This window comes from [Rhizobium] kunmingense, from assembly GCF_977018605.1.
In genome coordinates, this window is sequence record NZ_CDRNXG010000001.1 from 12,923 (window position 1) to 30,607 (window position 17,685).

Consider the following 17,685-nt stretch of genomic DNA (forward strand, 5'->3'; position numbering starts at 1 on the left):
CCATCCGCCTGCGGGCACCTTCTCCCCGCTAGCGGGGCGAAGGCCGATGTTGCACCACCTTTGCCTTCATCTCAAACACTGAGCGAGGCACGTCCCCTCTCTCCGCCCGCAGGGAGAGGGTTAGGGTGAGGGGCCGTTGCCTTTTTAAGAAACCGGCAGACGCAAATCGCCACCTCCCCGGTCGCAAGCTCAGCCCTTCACCACCGGAAACACCATCGTCACCGTCAGCCCCGGCGCCTCGGTATTCTTCTCGTCGGTCGCAGAAAGCTCCAGCGTGCCGCCATGCAGTTCCATCACCGCCTCGACCAGCGACAGGCCCAGCCCCGTGCCCGGCTTTGAGCGGCTGGCATCCAGGCGGACGAACCGCTTCGTCACCTCGCCACGCTTCGCCTCCGGCACGCCGGGACCGTTGTCCGACACCGACAGCCGCACCGCTCCATCGCCCGACGCGAGCGTCACGCCGATCACCGGCGCGCCATTGCCCTCGACCGCATATTTGATCGCATTGTCGAGCAGATTGAACATCGCCTGGCCGATCAGCTCGCGATTGCCGTTCACCGAAATCCCCGGCGCGATCTCCGTCACCACCGAGATCCCCGCCTCCTCCGCCACCGGCTCGTACAGTTCGGCGCTATCGGCGGAGACCGCCGACAGATCGACAGCAGACATTTCCGCCGCGATCGATCCAGCCTCGACGCGGGAAATCATCAGAAGAGCGTTGAAGGTGCGGATCAGCTGGTCGGATTCGGCGATGATGCCTTCAAGTGCTGTCCTGCGGGCATCCTCGTCCTCCTCGCCCAGCGCATCCGCAGCCTTGTTGCGCAGACGCGTCAAAGGCGTCTTCAGGTCATGGGCGATATTGTCGGAGACCTGCCGCAAGCCCTCGTTGAGCTTCTCGATGCGCCCAAGCATGGCGTTGAGCGAGCCGGACATCCGGTCGAACTCGTCGCCCGAGCGCCCCACGGGCAGGCGCTGCGAAAGGTCGCCGGCCATGATCTTGCGGCTTGCCGCCGACATCCGGTCGATGCGCTTCAAGGCGTTGCGGCCGATGCCGAACCAGATGATCAAGGCACCCAGTCCCATGATCGCAAGCGCCACCATCAGCGCCTGACGAACAATGTATCGGAAGCGGCTCGGATCGCCGAGATCGCGGCCGATCATCACCCGCAGCCCGTTGTCGAACTGCAGCACGTTGGCAATGGCAAGATGACGGCGCGGGCCGCCGATCTCGGCATAGGGTTCGTATGAGAACGGCAGGTTCGTCCAGCCCTGGTTGTCCAGCACGCCCGGCTGAACCGAGGAGACGTTGCCGGCCAGCATTTCGCCGTTGGGACCGGCGATCACATAGAGGTTCGCACCCGGCTGGCGGGCACGCCGCTCCATGATGCGCAGCAGCAGGTTGACGCCGCCGCGATTATACGCGCGCTGGATATCAGCCACTTCCTCCTCGATCGTCTGGCGGGTCTGCTGCACCAGCGTCTTTTCCGAAAGCGCCGTGACATAAAAGACGAGAAAGGCGGCGCAGAGCGCAAACAGAAGGATATAAAGCGCCGACAGCCTCACGGCCGTGGAGCGGAACATGAGGCGGGCACGCTTGGAGATGCGGGAGAACAAGCGGAGCTACCCCTCGTCCTTGATCATGTAGCCGGCGCCGCGAATGGTCTTCAAAAGCGGCCGGTCAAAATCCTTTTCGATCTTGGAGCGCAGCCGCGACACATGCACGTCGATGACATTGGTCTGCGGGTCGAAGTGATAGTCCCAGACGTTTTCCAGCAGCATGGTGCGGGTCACGACCTGACCGGCGTTCTTCATCAGATATTCGAGCAGGCGGAATTCGCGCGGCTGCAGCAGCACATCCTTGCCGGCGCGCTTCACCTCATGGGACAGCCGGTCGAGCTCGAGGTCGCCGACGCGGTAAACCATGTCCTGTTCGGGCGCGCCCTTGCGCCGTCCCAGCACCTCGACGCGGGCAAGGAGTTCCGAAAACGCGTAAGGCTTCGGCAGATAGTCGTCGCCGCCGGCGCGCAAGCCCGTCACCCGGTCGTCCACCTGGCCGAGGGCGGACAGGATCAGAACCGGCGCGTTGACGCCGCGCTTGCGCAGCTCGCTGATCACCGAAAGGCCGTCACGGCGCGGCAGCATGCGGTCGATCACCAGCACGTCATAGCTGTTTTCGGCCCCCATGAAGAGGCCGCTTTCCCCGTCGCTCGCATGGTCCACTACAATGCCGGCCTCGCGGAAGGCTTTTGTCATGTAGGCAGCAGCTTCCAGGTCGTCTTCGATAACAAGAATCTTCATGTGCGGGACAATAGCCTCGGCAGACGAATTTGCACCATCGGAATCGTCGGCCCTGGAGGAAACGCCGGACATCATCTTCTCTGAAGCCATCATCTTCACTGGGGTCTGCATGTTGAACTCCTGAAACAAGGCGGGGCGCCGACGTTGCCGGCGGCGCCCCTTTCTGAATGCTTGTGCGAACATCGTCCCGCGGTCAGGCCTGGAGGTGCCACCGCCGCGGGCTCAACGTCACGATCAACCCTGGTCGATCGGCAGAGCGACGAAGCGGCTCGTGCCGTCGGCCTCGACCTGGAACAGCGCGCGGGTGCGGCCGTCCTTGCGGGCAGCGTCAAGCACCTGGCCGATCTCGCTGGCGCTCTCGACCTTCCTGTTGTTGACGGAGAGGATCTTCTCGCCGTTCTTCAGGCCACGGGCAGCCGCTTCGCTATCCGGATCGACATCGGTCACCGAGAGGCCGGAACCATCTTCGGCCGGAGCGACCGTGATGCCGAGGTCGGCGAGCGCCTGTTCGCTGGCCGGAGCCGGCGCGTCAGGCTGTTCCGGGGTTGCATTGGTTGCCTCGTCGGTCGCCATGTTGCCGAGCGTCACCGGAAGCGTCTGCTCCTTGCCGTCGCGCCACAGGTCGACATCGACCTTGGTGTTCGGGCCGAAAGCGGCAACCTTGCGGGCCAGATCGCGCGCATCCCTGATCGGGTCGCCATTGACGGCGCGGATGATGTCACCCTGACGGATGCCGGCCTTCTGGCCCGGCGAGCCTTCCTGCGGGGCAACGACCAGCGCACCGGTCGCGTCCTTCAGACCGAGCGAGTCGGCGATGTCCTGCGTCACCGGCTGGATCTGAACACCCAGCCAGCCGCGCTCGACCTTGCCGTCCTTCATCAGGTCGGCGATCACGTCGCGCGCCGTCGAAGCCGGGATGGCGAAGGCGATACCGACATTGCCGCCGGACGGCGAGAAGATCGCGGTGTTGATGCCGACGACCTGGCCTTCGAGGTTGAAGGTCGGGCCACCCGAGTTGCCGCGGTTTACCGCCGCGTCGACCTGGATATAGTCGTCATAGGGGCCGGAGCCGATGTCGCGGCCGCGGGCCGAAACGATACCGGCTGTCACCGTGCCGCCGAGACCGAAGGGGTTGCCGACGGCAACGACCCAGTCACCGACGCGAACCTTGCTGTCATCGGCAAAGTCGACATAGGTGAACTTGCGGCTCGACGCATCGACCTTGAGGACGGCGAGGTCGGTGCGGCTGTCGCGGCCGACGAGCTTGGCCTCAAGTTCGGTCCCGTCGTTCATCACGACCGTATAGGCCTGGCCGTCGGACACCACGTGGTTGTTGGTCACCACATAGCCATCCTCGGAAATGAAGAAGCCGGAGCCTTGCGCGGTCGGGCGCAGGTGGTGCGGACGCGGGCCACCGCGTTCGGCGCGGTCACGATCGCGCGGTCCGCCCTGCGGGCCACCGAACTCGCGGAAGAAGCGCTTCAGCGGGTGGTCGTCCGGCAGCTGGTCGAAGCCGCGGCCGTTGAAGGAGAAATTGCTGCCCTCGTCGGCAACCGGCTGGGTGTCCGACTGGACGCGAACCGATACGACCGCGGGAGAAACGGCCGATACGACATCGGCAAAGCTCGGAGCCTGCGGCGCGGTGACGGAAACCGGCGCGGCGAAGGACGAGGTGATCTGTGCGGGAATACCGGTCGCCAGCATGACGGCGGCAAGGCCGGCAACGGTCGAGGTCTGCAGCACTGTCTTGAGGGAGGGACGCTTGAATGCGTTCATGGTGAAAGCTACCTTCTTCTCTTCGTCACTCAATCTGGCCGGTCTTGATTGTCCCGGCGTCGTTGGATGACTGAGATATAGGCGCCGTCACCTTAACTGCAGGTGGCTGCCGCATGAAATGTTCGTAATGTTCGCCCTGCCGCACGCCATGTGCCGGCGGCTGGAATCAAAAAAGGCGAGCCATAGGCCCGCCCTTTCGAAGATCTTTTAGCCGCCAATCAGGCAGCCGCAGCCTCGTCGTCGAAGTGACCGCACCAGTCGTTGGAAGCAACGATCGGCCACAGGCCGCGAGCGTTGGCGTCCGGCTGCGAAACCGGCGGGTTGAAACGACAGAGACCGGCGTTCTCGACAGCAGCACCGCCGTTCGCAGCGTGATCTTCGTAGAACGAGCAGGCCTTGCAGGATGCAGTATTCGACATGAGAAAATCTCCTTCGGGTTATCTCGGGCCTTTAAACTTGAGACCCGAATTCATGAAATTAGAATTATTCTAAACTGATATCCCGTTGTTTGACAAGCAGAAAAAGACCACGACCAGCCATAAAGCCGATCGCGGTCGAAAATGTCGCAATGATACCGGAACAGCGTTATCGGGCCTGCCGGCATCGGTCCGGCGGACCAGCCGTCACAGCCGCATCAGCAAGCCGCACGCCATCAGGCAACGGACGGGAAACCGTCCGCAAGGCCTGCGGTCGCAATCGGAAAAAGCAGCTCAGCCCCTGGAAAGCTCGTCGATCCGGGCTTTTTCTTCATCCGTCAGAGGTGCCACCAGCTTCTGCGAAGGGCGGCTGCGGATGAACAGCAGAATGGCGAAGATGCCGATCACGAGCAGCCCGATCGGCGCTGCCCACAGAATGATCGTCTTCGTGCTCAGGCGCGGGTTGAGCAGCACGAATTCGCCGTAACGCGAGACGACATAATCGATCACCTGATCGTCGCTGTCGCCATTGGTCAGCCGCTCGCGCACCAGGACGCGCAGGTCCTTAGCAAGCTCCGCGTTCGAATCGTCGATCGACTGATTCTGGCAGACCATGCAGCGCAGATGCGCCGAAATCTGCCGCGCCCGAGTTTCCAGCGCGGGGTCGCTCAGCACTTCGTCCGGGTTGACGGCGAGCGCCGGCAGCGAGGTAAAGCATGCAGCCATCAAGACGACTGCAAGCGTGACGCGACGAAAGAGCCCCATCATTCCGCCGGCTCCATCACAGGCTTACCCGCCTTGACGGGTTTCGCCTTCCTCGTCGGCGCACCGACCCGCAGACGCCGATCCGACAGCGACACGAACCCGCCCAGCATCATGATCAGCGAACCGCCCCAGATGCACAGGATCAGCGGCTTCCACCAGATGCGCACGACGATGCCGCCGCCATCCATCGGATCGCCGAGGGAGACATAGAGCTGGCTGAGGCCAAAGGTGAGGATGCCTGCCTCGGTCGTCGGCATGCGGCGGGCGGTATAGATGCGCTTCGACGACCAGACGTCGGAAATCGCGGCCCCGCCACGGCTGACGGTAAAGTGGCCGCGCTCCTCGGTATAGTTCGGGCCGACAGCCTCGCGGAACCCGTCGAAGACCAGTGTGTAACCGCCGGCATCCGCCGTCTGGCCCTGCTTCATCTCGACCACCGTCTCGGTGCTGAAGGCGGTCGCGGCAACAACGCCGATCACCGTCACGCCAAGCCCGAAATGAGCGATCGCCGTGCCCCAGGCCGAGCGCGGCAGGCCCTTGACGCGGCGGATCGAGGTCATCACCGGCAGCCTGCCGAAATTGCCGCGATACCAGATGTCGGCAATCGCGCCGAACATCCCCCAGCAGCCAAGCGCAAGGCCGAAGATCACCAGGATCGGCCCGCCGTTCTGCATGTACCAGATCACCAGTCCGGCCAGCAGCGCCAGACCCGCGAACACCCACAGACGCTGCAATGCGCCGAGAATGTCGCCGCGCTTCCAGGCCAGCATCGGCCCGAGCGGCGCGACCAGCAGAAGCGGGATCATCAACAGGCCGAAGGTCATGTTGAAGAAGGGCGCGCCGACGGAAATCTTTTCGCCCGTCAGCGTTTCCAGAACCAGCGGATAGAGCGTTCCGGTCAGAACGGTCGCGGTGCAGACCGTCAGGATCAGGTTGTTGAGAACCAGCGATCCCTCGCGCGAAATCGGCGCGAACAGGCCGCCTGCCTTCAGGGTCGGCGCACGCCAGGCAAACAGCGTGAACGCACCGCCGATGAAGATGCCTAAAATGCAGAGAATGAAAATGCCGCGCGACGGGTCGGTGGCAAATGCATGAACCGATGTCAGCACGCCCGAACGCACCAGGAAGGTGCCGAGCAGCGACAGCGAGAAGGTCATGATCGCCAGAAGCACGGTCCAGATCTTCAGCGCCTCGCGCTTCTCCATCACCAGTGCCGAATGCAGCAATGCCGTGCCGGCAAGCCAGGGCATGAACGAGGCGTTTTCGACCGGGTCCCAGAACCACCAGCCGCCCCAGCCGAGTTCGTAATAGGCCCAGTAGGAGCCCATGGCGATGCCGGCGGTCAGAAACGTCCAGGCGGCCAGCGTCCAGGGCCTCACCCAGCGCGCCCATGCCGCGTCGATGCGGCCTTCGATCAGGGCCGCAACCGCAAACGAGAAACAGACGGAGAAGCCGACATAGCCGAGATAGAGAAGCGGCGGATGAATGGCGAGGCCGATATCCTGCAGAACCGGGTTGAGGTCCTGCCCCTCGGCGGGCGCGGGCGAAAGCCTTGCGAACGGATTGGAGGACAGCAGAATGAACAGCAGGAAGGCCGTAGAGATCCAGGCCTGCACGGCGAGAACCGTGGCCTTCAAGGTCTCCGGCAGGTTCCTGCCGTAAAGCGCCACCAGCGCGCTGAAGAACACCAGCGTCAGCAGCCAGAGCAGCATCGAGCCTTCGTGGTTGCCCCACACGCCGGTGTATTTGTAGATCAGCGGCATCAGCGAGTGGGAATTCTCCCAGACGTTCCTCACCGAGAAGTCGGAGACGACGTAAGCCCAGGTCAGCGCCGCGAAGGACAGTGCAACGAGGCCGAACATCACCAGCGAACCGGTCGAGGCGAGCGCCATCATGCCCGTATCACGACGCTTTACGCCGAGAACCGGCAGGGTCGAGACGATGATGGACGTCGCCAGTGCCAGAACCAGCGCGTAATGACCGATTTCGACGATCATGGCGTCGTACTCCCCACAACCTGCCCATTTTTCGCGGCAGGCGTCTCCTGCTGCGCGTCCGGCGTCTTGGCCGGTGCCATGCCCGAACCCGTTCCGTCTTCCCACACCCCGTCGGCCTTCAGCCGGTCGGCAACTTCCTTCGGCATATAGTTCTCGTCATGCTTGGCCAGCACGCTGTCTGCAACGAAGGAGTGCGTCGCCGCATCGAACGAACCTTCGGTGACGACGCCCTGCCCCTCGCGGAACAGGTCGGGCAGAATGCCCGTATAGCTCACCGGCACCGTCGCCTTGCCGTCGGTCACGGTGAAGCGCACCGTCGATCCCTGCCCGCGCTCGACCGACCCGGCCTCGACGAGACCACCCAGGCGAATACGCGTTCCCGGCTGCAGGTTGGCGGTCTGCAGATCGACCGGCATGAAGAAATAGGCAACCGACTGGGAGAAGGCGAACATCACCAGCAGAACCGCGACGATGATGAAGCTCATGCCGCCCGCGATGACCGAAAGCCGTTTCTGTTTGCGCGTCATTGATTCACTCCCTGCGGGGCGGAGGTTTGGCCCTGCGGGGCGGAGATCTGGCCCTGCGGGGCGGGCGTTGCGCCCTGCGGCGCCGATTGCATCGAGGGTGTCGAAGCCGCAGGCGCTGCGGTACCGGTCGCCTCAGCGGACAATCCGGCCTGCGCGGCCAGCGCTGCAAGCTGCCTGCCCTCCGGCCCGTCCTGCGGAAAATGCGACAGTCCGTTCGTCATCGCCGCCTGCGCCTTGTCCTTGTCGCCCAGCACCATGTAGGACCTTACCAGCCGCAGCCAGCCTTCGATATTGCCCGGCTCATCTTCAAGCCTCGCCGCAAGGCTGTCGACCATGCCGCGGATCATCTCCTGCCGGTCACCCTGCGACATATTCTCCGCCGCCGCCACGTCGTCGGCCGTCGGGCCGCTCAGTGCCGGTGCCTGCACAGGAGGCTGCACCGCCTGGGCCGCACCGCCATTCTTGGCGATATGCTCGCGCACCAGCGTCAGCCATGGTGCATCGGGCGGAGAGGTCCGGGCAATCTCCTCGAACGCCGCCAGTGCTTCCGGTGCACGACCGGCCTGTTCGAAGCCGAGGCCGACATAAAATTTCGCGCGCACATCGCCCGGCTCAAGCTTCACAGCTTCTTCGAAAGCCGAACGGGCGTCCTCGGTGACGATCCCGTCGCTTGCCGCGACCAGTGTTTCGCCGAGGCCGGAAAGCCGCGCCGCGCTCGGGCCATTAAAGCGAATGGCGTTACGATAGGCCATCTCGGCATCGCCGAGCCTTGCGGTGCGGAAATAGATCGGTGCGAGGATATCCCAGCCGGCCCCGTCATTGGGGTTCTGCGCCAGGTGCCGCTCTGCCTTGGCGACCAGCAGCGACATGTCGTTGCCGGGGTTCTCCAGCCGCGCTTCCAGCGGCTGATCGGGCAAACCTGGGCTGCCCAGCATGATGTAAAGACAGAGACCGATGGCCGGCGGCACGACCGTCACGGAGACGATCGCAAAACGGCGGAAACCACCCTTGGCGACATCCTCCGCCTCAGCCTTTCCGGCGGCGGCCAGAAGGCGCCTGCCGATCTCGGCGCGGGCGTATTCGGCATCCTCGGCGCTGATCAGGCCGTCGGCACGATCGCGATCCAGCTCCTTCATCTGGTCGCGGTACACCGCGACCTCACCCGCATGTTCGGATGCAGGCTCTGCCCCACGGCGGTGGAGCGGGTAAAGCAGCGCCGCCGCGACCAACGCGGTCAGGAGCGCGAGAAGGATCCATAAAATCATGTTCGCCAATTACTGCAACGGCCAAGGGCTTTCCAACAAGCCGACCGCCGTTGACGTGAATGTGAAACGCTCCACTGAAACCGGCGACCGCTTTGTCGGTCTGGCTTTTAGAACTTTTCAAGACTTAAGCAAATGCCGACAGGCGGGAATGACCTAAATCAAATTCACGATTGCGAGGGCGGCCTCAGCTCAGCGGCGTCCAGGTGCCGTCGGAATTGCGGCATGCAGCACCGCGTGCGACCAGCTCGCGCCCATCGACCGTCACCGTATGCCGATACTGGCGGCAGTTCTGCGCGCCCACCTGATAGGGCGCGTTGGCGGTCACCTCGCCGCTGGCATCATTGCCCTTCCAGGCCATCGGCTGGCCACCGACCGCCTCTTCCAGCGCCCGGTACTCGGCTTCCAGCGCCCGCGACCTGTCGCTGGACGAAAGCTCCGCGCCGCTGCGCGAAACGATACCGCCCTGCAGCGCGGTGATATAGCCGGCAGAGGCCGACGGCTTCGGAGACAGCAGCCCGCGTCCGACAGAGGCCGATCCGCCGCTCGTCGAGCAACCGGAAACGATCGCCAGGCAGGAAAAAGTCGTCAACACGGTCGAAATTCTAACGGATCGCATCGGTTCTGAAACAGTCTCCGGCTGGAATAGTTCGGCATATTGTCACGGCCTTCGATGACACCGGGCCGTTCGAAACAACGCTTTTCGACCGTTTTCCCGACGCCGCCGCAAATCCGCTCAGTCGCCTTTGGCGTCAATGATATAGCAGGCCTGCCAATCGTCCAGCAGAAGCCGCAGCAAGTCTTTACGAGTTGCTGATATGCCACAGTCTTGCCCGCGCGATTACTTCACCACACCGGGCAGGAGAAGGCGTGCGCGAAGACCGCCGCGCGCGCCGCGATCGAGCTTCACCACGCCCTGATATTCGGCCGTCACTTCGGTCACGATCGAAAGGCCGAGGCCCGCTCCCGGCTTGCTCTCGTCCAGCCGCCGTCCGCGCTTCAGCGCCTCGGTGATCTGCTCCGGCTCCAGCCCCGGTCCGTCATCCTCGACGACCAGCTCCACCCACGGCCGGCGGGCGTTCTCGCCCTCGGCACCGTCCGGCGGGCTCGCCGCCGCAGCGGTCACCCAAACGCCGACCTTGGCAAAGCGCGAGGCGTTCTCCAGTAGATTGCCGACGGTTTCCTCCAGATCCTGCTGCTCGAGCGCGATCGCCAGCGTATTGGGCGAAACCGACAGGTGAAATTCCGTATCGGGGTTCAGGCGGCGCATCACTCGCACCAGCCGTTCCAGCACCGGCTCGACCTCGCTGCGGGCCAGCAGCGATTCGCGCTGCGCGGCAATCCGGGCGCGGCTGAGATAGGACTGCACCTGGCCCTGCATGGCTTCCGCCTGCGAACGCACAAGATCCGACTGCACACGCTCGCCGATGCGCGCCTCGTTGAGCAGCACCGCGATCGGCGTTTTCAGCGAATGCGCCAGATTGCCCACCTGCATGCGGGCGCGCTCGACGATGCGGCGATTGCTTTCGATCAGCGCATTGATATCGTTGGCCAGGGGCATGATTTCACGGGGAAATTGCCCTTCCAGCCGCTCCACATCACCGCGCCTGACCCGTTCCAGCGCACGGCGCGCGCCTTTCAGGGGCAGCAGGCCATACAGAATGGCGATGCCGTTGACGATCAGGCTGCCGACACCGAAGACGGCAAGCGTGATCCACAGATTGCGCGAAAATCCCTGAACATCGTCCTCGACCACCGCAAGGTTGCCGGACACGCGAAACCGCGCTGCGCGCCCCTCGCCGTCGAGCACGACCTCAGTCTCGGCCACCAGGACATTGTTCCCGAATGCGTCGTCGGTGCGGTAGAAGCGCTCGTAGCGATTGTTGAACGGCACGCTCAAAATGGTCGGCACGCGAATATTCGATGTCCCGAGCGAGGAGGACGACAGGGGCGAAGCCGCAAACGTGCCGAGTGGCTCGATGATCCAGTACCAGCCGGTCTCCGGCTGCGAAAAGCGCAGGTCGCCCAGCTGCGGACTGCCAGACAACTGGTTGCCCTCGCCGATCGACATGGAATTGATGACGTTATAAAGCTGCGCGCGCAGAAGGTCGGTGAAGGCGCGCTCGGAAGATTGCCGGTAGAGCTGCGCAATGACGATCGCAATCACCACCAGCGCCACGGCAGACCAGGCGGTGGCGAGCAGCAGGACGCGTCCCGTCAGTGATCGCAATCCGCCCATCGCCACTCCCTGAGGCAGGATTTCCGGTTTATTGGGCATCGGCCGGGGCTTGCATGCGATAGCCCAGCCCGCGCACGGTCTCGATCAGGTCGCCGCCGATCTTCTTGCGCAGACGCCCGACAAACACCTCGATCGTATTGGAATCGCGGTCGAAATCCTGATCGTACATGTGCTCGACCAGTTCCGTGCGGGACACGACCTCGCCCATGTGATGCATGAGATAGGACAAAAGGCGGAATTCATGCGAGGTGAGTTTCAGCGTGATCCCGTCGACCGTCGCCTTGGAGGCCTTGGTGTCGAGACGCACCGGGCCGCAGACGATTTCCGAGGAGGAATGACCGGCCGCGCGACGGATCAGCGCCCGCACGCGGGCCAGCACTTCCTCGACATGGAAAGGCTTTGCAACATAATCGTCGGCGCCGGCATCGATGCCGGCAACCTTGTCGCTCCAGCGATCGCGGGCGGTCAGCATCAGCACCGGCATGCCCTTGCCCTTGGCCCGCCATTTCTCGACAACCGTGATGCCATCCATTTCCGGCATGCCGATATCGAGGATGACCGCGTCGTAAGGCTCGGTATCGCCGAGAAAATGGCCTTCCTCGCCGTCGAAGGCGGTATCGACGACGTAGCCGGATTCCTTCAGCGCGTCGGAAAGCTGGCGATTGAGATTGACGTCGTCTTCGACCACGAGAATGCGCATAAACCGTCCCTTGAATTATCTGCCGGCAAGCATCTTACAGCACTTGCCTTACATAGGCACCCGGACGGTGACCTTGCGTGGCCGCTCCGTGCCGTTCCCCTGAACGAGGACGGTGACGATGCAGGTTGCGCCGTCGGAGGACGGCTGCGCAGAGAGAAGCTGTCCGCCCGTGTCGCGCACGACACGCGACGCAGCAGTCCCGCAGTCACCGGCGACCAGGATAAGATAGTCGCGTGCCACTGCAGGCTGTACGGGCGCACCGGCTGCGAATGCTGTGCCGGCGGCCAAAATCGCGATGATCGGCAGTCGCGCCATATTCCCGTTTCCACTCAAGCGACAAAAGATCATGTCCAAAGCATGTTATGGACTATGTATCGAATGACGGCTGAATGGCAAATGAATGCTCTGTAATGCTTCCCTTCACACTGGCGTTCAGAGCGGCCCGGACGGCCCTTTTCCCCCGATCGACCCCGTCGCGACGAGCCGCCCGTAAAGCGCAAGCAGCCCACCCACGGCCCCCGTCAGCGTCACCGCGAGGTCGGCCAACTCCCCCTGTTCCGCAGGGCCTATGTTGAAACCCGCCAGTTGCAGCGCGGAGGCGAAGACCGCAATAAGGGCACCCCAGATCGTCTTGGACCGGTACCAGTTCTTGACATCATCCATCGTCTTCATCTTCCTGTTATCAAAGATTGATTGTCGTTTGCGCCGGCAGTCCCAAAGGCACCGCGCGGCCCATCTGCATCACCCTGAAGGTGATCATCTCCTGCCTGCCGCCGAAATCGGAAAGCTCGTCCTGCGCCGCATAGACCGCTTGAGGCTGCGACGCCTCGAAGGCCCGCCGCAGCTCGCTTCCGGCCAGAACCTCGACCCGGTAGCGCTCCTCAGGTTCATCGAGTGGTATCTCCACCGCATCCCAGCCATCGGCATCGATCCTGCCGCAGCGAACCCAGGTCAGGGCAATGTCGCCATCCGCCTGCCGAACGGCCGAAAGGTGCACCGGCGCCAGCGGTGTCTGCGCCCGCATGCCTCCGGCAAAAACCTGCGGACCAACTCGTCCGCCACTGCCGCCCAGGCTTTCCGCCATCCAGTTCAGCGCACGCCCACGTTCCTCCGCGGCAATCCCGAGCGGCACGACGGAAGCATCCAGCACGACGCAAGCCGCCCCCAAAACGCTCCCCACCGCCATCGCATCCCGCGTGCCCGCCAGCCCGCGCAAGAGCCCCGAAAGCCGCCAGCGCCGGGTGGCAATCTCCTCGGCCTGCAAGAAGCCGACGACCTCCAAGGTCCCGGCCGCCGATTGCACCGCGATCCGGTTTTCCCCCGACAGCATCGCCGCCTCATCAACCGACGCCAGACCGCCGAAGAAGAGATCGAGCTCCATCTCCTGACCATGGTCGAAACGGCCGATGACACCCGGTAGCAGAGGCGCCGTCAGCGCCCCGACCCGTGCCGGACGATCGATCACCGCGCGATTGCGATATCCCTCATTGCCGACCGAGCACGACATGGCGATCCGCCGCCACGGCCGGCAATAGGCCGCAACGGTCGCAAAACTCTCCGGTGCGGCATCCGTCAGCCGCGGCAGATCCATCAGGTGCAGCACCGGTTGAAAATCGTCCGAGACCCCGCCTCCTCCGTCCGTATCGCGGCGTCCCGTCGTCACGGAAGCGTGCATCGGCGGCAGCGGCGCATGCGCCCGCGCCTCGATCCGCCGCACCGCCCCGTCCTCGATCCGCTCGATGACGAAAGTTCCGTCCGGCCCGTCCGTCAGCCGCACGGCGTCACCGGCTTCCAGCCCCACGTCGGCCGGCGAAACGGCAAAGCTCAGCGTCCGCCGCGCTATCCGCTGCGCCCGCAAGGCCGTCTCGACCGCAGCAAGCGCCGTCTCCTGAGAAAGCGTCGCCGGAAGGTCATGTCCCAGCACCCGCCGCCCTTGCGCCTCAACCGGCCTCGAGCGCACGCTCGCCTGCTCGTAGCTCAGCACCGGATTGTAGAAGGTCAGCAAGGCTTGCGCGGCAAAGTCGCTGTCATGCCCACGGCTTTCGCTCCACAGAGCCTCGCCGTCGATATCCGCCAGAACCGAAATGTCACGCACCCCAAGGCTCGACGCGAAAACGGAGCGGAAGCGCAAGACCCCGTCATCCTCCACCGCATCGATCTGAAACGCCTGCATCAGCGGCTCGATCAGCGCCCGCGCCGAGGTCAGCTCCGCCTGCACATAGCCGGTCAGGTCGCCCGATACGGCCGACACGTCAAATGCCTCTATCCCGTGATCGTTCAAAATTGCGCCGAGCGCATCGGCCAGCGTCGTCGCGCCCAGCCGCCCATTCAGCCAATGCCCGCTGCGCCAATTGCTGCCGTCGCTCCAAACGGATGTGTCATCCGGAAAGACGGGCGAAGGCCGCGCATCCCAGGTCCAGACGAACATGCGGCTGGGATCGACCATGCCCGCGACAGGACCACCGCCCTGCCAGACATCATGATGCGCCTCGAGAAACCGCCGCTGCTGGCTGTCCGCCCGCCCACCGGCGGAAAAATACGGCAGTCCGCTCTCGGCCGACTTCGGATCGACGAACACATTCGGCTGGTTCGCTCCCTTGTCGACCGCCGGGCAGCCCAGTTCGGTAAACCAGACCGGCTTCATCCGCGGCGCCCATGCCGTCGGCACCGCAAGTTCCGCACCGTTCACCCGGTCGTAATGCCGGTTCTCCCACCAGCCGCGGATATCCTTGTTGCGAAACACCCATGGCTTGCCCGCCATCCCATCCGTAATCGGCGAACGGATGCGCGAAAGCCGCGCCGCATCGCTCGCATAATACCAGTCGAACCCCTCGCCGGCGGCGATCTGCCCCGCCATCGCATCCGCATCATCCCGCCCGACAAACCCGTCCGGGTTGCCGTTCTCGGCATCCCCGTCACGCCAGTCGGACAACGGCAGGTAATTGTCGATGCCCACCGCATCGATATCCGGCGAGGCCCAGAGCGGATCGAGATGGAAGAACACGTCGCCCGATCCGTCCTGCGGATGATAGCCGAAATATTCGCTCCAATCGGCCCCGTAGGTCATCCGTGCGTCACTGCCCAACCGCGCCCGAACATCCGCTGCCAACCCGACCAGCGCCTCGACGAAGGGAAACCGGTCCGCCCCGTCGCGCACCTGCGTCAACCCGCGCAGTTCCGAGCCTATGACGAAGCCGTCCACCCCGCCGGCATCGTGGGCCAGATCGGCATAATGCAGAACCATACGGCGATACCCTTCGGGGCCGTCGCTGAACGCCTCTACCTGCGCCCGCGCCGCAGCCGTCCGATCGACGGTCCCCGGCTCTGACGGTGCCGGATGGCAGGTGATCCGCCCCCGCCAGGGATAGGCCGGCTGTTCGGCTCCACCATAGGGATCGGCAAGACCGTTACCTGTGGGAATATCCATCATCACGAACGGGTAGAGATAAACATCCAGCCCTCTTGTCTTGAGATCGGCAATCGCGGCCCGCACACTCGCGTCGCTCGGCGTGCCGCCATAGGCCGGTCCGCCGTCACGCCGGCTGACCAGATATGCTTCGCCGCGCCCGATCCCGGCAACGGCCCATGGATCGCTCTCCCTGCGCCGCGCCTCTACCTCGACACCCGGCACGATCCGGCAATGGCCCGCCCTCAAATCGGTGCCGAACCAGGAGACGACCAGCGCCACCCGTTCCAGGTTCGGGCACAGCGCCTGCAATTCATCGATCGAGGCCTGCCAGTCGGTCGGCGCCACCGTCGTGTGCCGGTTGACGATCCGGCCCTCGCCCTCGCCGGTCGCCTCCGTCACCTGCCGCGTCTGATAGCCATGCTCGGTAGCCCCCGGAATGATCGTCACCGCCCTGATCTGCCGCTCCAACCGGCCGACCGGCCGCAGCACCTCGAACTGAAGAAGCGGAATGCGGTTGCCGAACGGATCGAGCGGCAATCGCTCGAAGACGACACAGGCAAGCCCGCGATAGGCTGGAGCCATCCCCTCGCCCTGCTTGGCCTCGATCAGCGGATCGGGCAACTGTCCTTCGCCGCCCGTATAGACGCGCATCTCGATCGTCGTGAGGTCCAGCTCGCGTCCGTCCGCCCACACCCGCCGCACCGAAGCGATCGGCCCCTCGCACAACCCCACGGCGAAGTTGGCAAAGTAGCGGAACGTCTCGACCCGCGGCCCGCCCCCCTTGCCGCCGGTCCGTTCGCTCGTCACCTCCTCCTCGAAACGCGTCGCCCAGATCAGCGTGCCGCCGATCCGTGCCGTCCCGTAAACCCGGTTGATCGGGCTGCCTTCGTCGGCACCGGGGATACGCGCCGTCCCCAGCCGTGCACCGGAAATCGTCTGGCTGCCGCCCAAAAGCGCCCGGTCGACCACGCTTCCCGCAAGCGCGCCCGCAGCCCGTCCGACAATCGCGCCGACCGGCCCGAACACACCGCCGAGTGCCGCACCCGCCGCCTGAAATAGAAGAGTGGCCATAGGCTCTCCCCACGCCCCCGTCCGTGCGACTGGATGCGCGCCAAAATTGTGATAGCGTGTCAATGTTTGAAGGCGAAAGCAGAATGCGCCGAGCCAGCCCGGCGCATCGGTGGAGACAGGCTACACCGACTTTGGCAGAAGCCCTGCTTTCGAACCTGGAGGTGATGTTATGAGGCTAAAGCCGATTGGCATTGCGCTTATCTTGAGAGTGACCCGGACGGGCTGGTCTATGACCGTCCGGGTTAATTTCAAAAGATAAGTCCACGGTGGGCGGGGCTGCAACCCCGCTCACCACTTCAGCAATATACGCCGATCTTCCGGCATTTTCAATCAATCCGAGCGGCTCAAGTAGCTCCACCATGCGCCGACATCAGCGCAGGCGCGATAAATCTCCACATCATAGAAAGTAAGGCTGCCAATCGCGCCAAATCCGCCGGCGTGTACGAAGATGGACACACGCCAAAATTGCGACACCGTATCAGCGTTCAAAGGCAAAAGCAGAATGCGCCGAGCCAGCCCGGCGCATCGGTGGAGACGGGCTACACCGACTTTGGCAGAAGCCCTGCTTTCGAACCTGGAGGTGATGTTATGAGGCTAAAGCCGATTGGCATTGCGCTTATCTTGAGAGTGACCCGGACGGGCTGGTCAGTTACCGTCCGGGTCAATTTCGCAAAATAAGTCCAAGGTGAGCGGGGTTACCGCCCCGCTCACCACTTCAGCAATATACGCCGATCTCCCGGCAATTTCAATCAATCCGCGCGACCGGAAACCGATGCACGGCGGCAATCCGCCGTCGCCAGGAAGGCACCAGCGCCGAACGCGCCACTGCCGCCTGTTCATAGGCATGAATGAAATGGCTTGGCGAGACGAGGATGCCCGCATGCTTGGCCGCGCAGTCCGACCGCCAGCGGAACAGCAGCAGATCTCCCGGCCCGGCTTCGGTTAAGGTCACCGGCGGCCCGAACAGCCGCCGCCCCGCCGCGATCAACCGGTCCTCGCCGCTGCGTTCCGCCCAGTCGGCCGCATAGGCCGGCAGCTTTTCCGGTTCGGCGCCATAAAGCTCCCGCCAGATGCCGCGGATCAGGCCGATACAGTCGCACCCGACACCCTTCGAGGCGCCTTGGTGCCGATAGGGCGTGCCGATCCAGCCTTCCGCCAGCGCCACGATTGCCGCGCCCATGTCGCCGGCATCACCCCTGTCACTCGTGCCAAGCGTCTCACCCAT

General features: G+C 64.1%; 16 protein-coding genes. 1 reads left to right on the forward strand and 15 read right to left on the reverse strand.

Annotation, left to right across the window (positions count from 1 at the left end):
• Positions 1-189: 189 nt before the first annotated feature.
• From AC0JZ4_RS00045 to ccmI, 8 genes are all read right to left on the reverse strand, one after another.
• On the reverse strand, positions 190-1,581 hold the full coding sequence (locus AC0JZ4_RS00045; protein ID WP_471887730.1) for a sensor histidine kinase: 1,392 nt from the start codon (positions 1,579-1,581) through the stop codon (positions 190-192).
• Between the two features lie 39 nt (positions 1,582-1,620).
• Positions 1,621-2,373 (reverse strand): response regulator transcription factor, encoded by a 753-nt coding sequence (locus AC0JZ4_RS00050; RefSeq protein ID WP_471887731.1) that lies wholly within the window; start codon positions 2,371-2,373, stop codon positions 1,621-1,623.
• A gap of 159 nt (positions 2,374-2,532) precedes the next feature.
• Complete coding sequence (locus tag AC0JZ4_RS00055) at positions 2,533-4,074, reverse strand: Do family serine endopeptidase (protein ID WP_471884436.1); 1,542 nt, start codon at positions 4,072-4,074, stop codon at positions 2,533-2,535.
• A 218-nt stretch (positions 4,075-4,292) separates the two neighbouring features.
• Positions 4,293-4,493: a hypothetical protein gene (locus AC0JZ4_RS00060; protein ID WP_471884437.1), complete on the reverse strand. Its 201-nt coding sequence runs from the start codon at positions 4,491-4,493 to the stop codon at positions 4,293-4,295.
• Between the two features lie 291 nt (positions 4,494-4,784).
• The gene (locus tag AC0JZ4_RS00065) at positions 4,785-5,258 is read right to left on the reverse strand and encodes a cytochrome c-type biogenesis protein (RefSeq protein ID WP_471884438.1); all 474 of its coding nucleotides are present in this window, start codon (positions 5,256-5,258) and stop codon (positions 4,785-4,787) included.
• Positions 5,255-7,252, reverse strand: coding sequence for a heme lyase CcmF/NrfE family subunit (locus AC0JZ4_RS00070; protein ID WP_471884439.1), 1,998 nt, complete (start codon positions 7,250-7,252; stop codon positions 5,255-5,257). Before AC0JZ4_RS00070 ends, AC0JZ4_RS00065 begins: the two co-directional genes overlap by 4 nt.
• A complete protein-coding gene (ccmE, locus tag AC0JZ4_RS00075) occupies positions 7,249-7,779 on the reverse strand; it encodes a cytochrome c maturation protein CcmE (RefSeq protein ID WP_471884440.1) in 531 nt (176 codons plus the stop codon). Before ccmE ends, AC0JZ4_RS00070 begins: the two co-directional genes overlap by 4 nt.
• On the reverse strand, positions 7,776-9,044 hold the full coding sequence (ccmI, locus tag AC0JZ4_RS00080) for a c-type cytochrome biogenesis protein CcmI (RefSeq protein ID WP_471884441.1): 1,269 nt from the start codon (positions 9,042-9,044) through the stop codon (positions 7,776-7,778). Before ccmI ends, ccmE begins: the two co-directional genes overlap by 4 nt.
• Here ccmI and AC0JZ4_RS00085 point away from each other — a divergent pair.
• Positions 9,043-9,201: a hypothetical protein gene (locus tag AC0JZ4_RS00085; protein WP_471884442.1), complete on the forward strand. Its 159-nt coding sequence runs from the start codon at positions 9,043-9,045 to the stop codon at positions 9,199-9,201. The two genes, ccmI and AC0JZ4_RS00085, sit on opposite strands and share 2 nt — an antisense overlap.
• A 27-nt stretch (positions 9,202-9,228) precedes the next feature.
• Here the strand turns inward: AC0JZ4_RS00085 and AC0JZ4_RS00090 are convergent, their stop codons facing one another.
• The 7 genes from AC0JZ4_RS00090 to AC0JZ4_RS00120 all read right to left on the reverse strand — a co-directional run bounded on the left by AC0JZ4_RS00090 (position 9,229) and on the right by AC0JZ4_RS00120 (position 17,685).
• Complete coding sequence (locus AC0JZ4_RS00090) at positions 9,229-9,660, reverse strand: hypothetical protein (RefSeq protein ID WP_471884443.1); 432 nt, start codon at positions 9,658-9,660, stop codon at positions 9,229-9,231.
• Positions 9,661-9,882: 222 nt separating this feature from the next.
• Positions 9,883-11,280, reverse strand: coding sequence for an ATP-binding protein (locus tag AC0JZ4_RS00095; RefSeq protein WP_471884444.1), 1,398 nt, complete (start codon positions 11,278-11,280; stop codon positions 9,883-9,885).
• A gap of 28 nt (positions 11,281-11,308) precedes the next feature.
• The gene (locus AC0JZ4_RS00100) at positions 11,309-11,980 is read right to left on the reverse strand and encodes a response regulator transcription factor (protein WP_471884445.1); all 672 of its coding nucleotides are present in this window, start codon (positions 11,978-11,980) and stop codon (positions 11,309-11,311) included.
• A gap of 48 nt (positions 11,981-12,028) precedes the next feature.
• Complete coding sequence (locus AC0JZ4_RS00105) at positions 12,029-12,295, reverse strand: hypothetical protein (RefSeq protein ID WP_471884446.1); 267 nt, start codon at positions 12,293-12,295, stop codon at positions 12,029-12,031.
• Positions 12,296-12,412: 117 nt separating this feature from the next.
• Positions 12,413-12,643 carry a hypothetical protein gene (locus AC0JZ4_RS00110; protein WP_471884447.1) on the reverse strand — a complete coding sequence of 77 codons (231 nt, stop codon included), beginning with the start codon at positions 12,641-12,643 and terminating at the stop codon, positions 12,413-12,415.
• A 19-nt stretch (positions 12,644-12,662) separates the two neighbouring features.
• Positions 12,663-16,460, reverse strand: coding sequence for a baseplate multidomain protein megatron (locus AC0JZ4_RS00115; RefSeq protein WP_471884448.1), 3,798 nt, complete (start codon positions 16,458-16,460; stop codon positions 12,663-12,665).
• A 745-nt stretch (positions 16,461-17,205) separates the two neighbouring features.
• On the reverse strand, positions 17,206-17,685 hold the full coding sequence (locus AC0JZ4_RS00120) for an NlpC/P60 family protein (protein ID WP_471884449.1): 480 nt from the start codon (positions 17,683-17,685) through the stop codon (positions 17,206-17,208).

Excerpts from the sequence above, each read along its gene's own strand:
- AC0JZ4_RS00120 (WP_471884449.1), bottom strand. The coding sequence starts at position 17,685 with ATGGGTGAGACGCTTGGCACGAGTGACAGGGGTGATGCCGGCGACATG.
- AC0JZ4_RS00115 (WP_471884448.1), bottom strand. The coding sequence starts at position 16,460 with ATGGCCACTCTTCTATTTCAGGCGGCGGGTGCGGCACTCGGCGGTGTG.
- AC0JZ4_RS00060 (WP_471884437.1), bottom strand. The coding sequence starts at position 4,493 with ATGTCGAATACTGCATCCTGCAAGGCCTGCTCGTTCTACGAAGATCAC.
- AC0JZ4_RS00055 (WP_471884436.1), bottom strand. The coding sequence starts at position 4,074 with ATGAACGCATTCAAGCGTCCCTCCCTCAAGACAGTGCTGCAGACCTCG.
- AC0JZ4_RS00085 (WP_471884442.1), top strand. The coding sequence starts at position 9,043 with ATGTTCGCCAATTACTGCAACGGCCAAGGGCTTTCCAACAAGCCGACC.
- AC0JZ4_RS00110 (WP_471884447.1), bottom strand. The coding sequence starts at position 12,643 with ATGGATGATGTCAAGAACTGGTACCGGTCCAAGACGATCTGGGGTGCC.
- AC0JZ4_RS00105 (WP_471884446.1), bottom strand. The coding sequence starts at position 12,295 with ATGGCGCGACTGCCGATCATCGCGATTTTGGCCGCCGGCACAGCATTC.
- AC0JZ4_RS00095 (WP_471884444.1), bottom strand. The coding sequence starts at position 11,280 with ATGGGCGGATTGCGATCACTGACGGGACGCGTCCTGCTGCTCGCCACC.
- AC0JZ4_RS00100 (WP_471884445.1), bottom strand. The coding sequence starts at position 11,980 with ATGCGCATTCTCGTGGTCGAAGACGACGTCAATCTCAATCGCCAGCTT.
- ccmI (WP_471884441.1), bottom strand. The coding sequence starts at position 9,044 with ATGATTTTATGGATCCTTCTCGCGCTCCTGACCGCGTTGGTCGCGGCG.
- AC0JZ4_RS00050 (WP_471887731.1), bottom strand. The coding sequence starts at position 2,373 with ATGATGTCCGGCGTTTCCTCCAGGGCCGACGATTCCGATGGTGCAAAT.
- ccmE (WP_471884440.1), bottom strand. The coding sequence starts at position 7,779 with ATGACGCGCAAACAGAAACGGCTTTCGGTCATCGCGGGCGGCATGAGC.
- AC0JZ4_RS00045 (WP_471887730.1), bottom strand. The coding sequence starts at position 1,581 with ATGTTCCGCTCCACGGCCGTGAGGCTGTCGGCGCTTTATATCCTTCTG.
- AC0JZ4_RS00070 (WP_471884439.1), bottom strand. The coding sequence starts at position 7,252 with ATGATCGTCGAAATCGGTCATTACGCGCTGGTTCTGGCACTGGCGACG.
- AC0JZ4_RS00065 (WP_471884438.1), bottom strand. The coding sequence starts at position 5,258 with ATGATGGGGCTCTTTCGTCGCGTCACGCTTGCAGTCGTCTTGATGGCT.
- AC0JZ4_RS00090 (WP_471884443.1), bottom strand. The coding sequence starts at position 9,660 with ATGCGATCCGTTAGAATTTCGACCGTGTTGACGACTTTTTCCTGCCTG.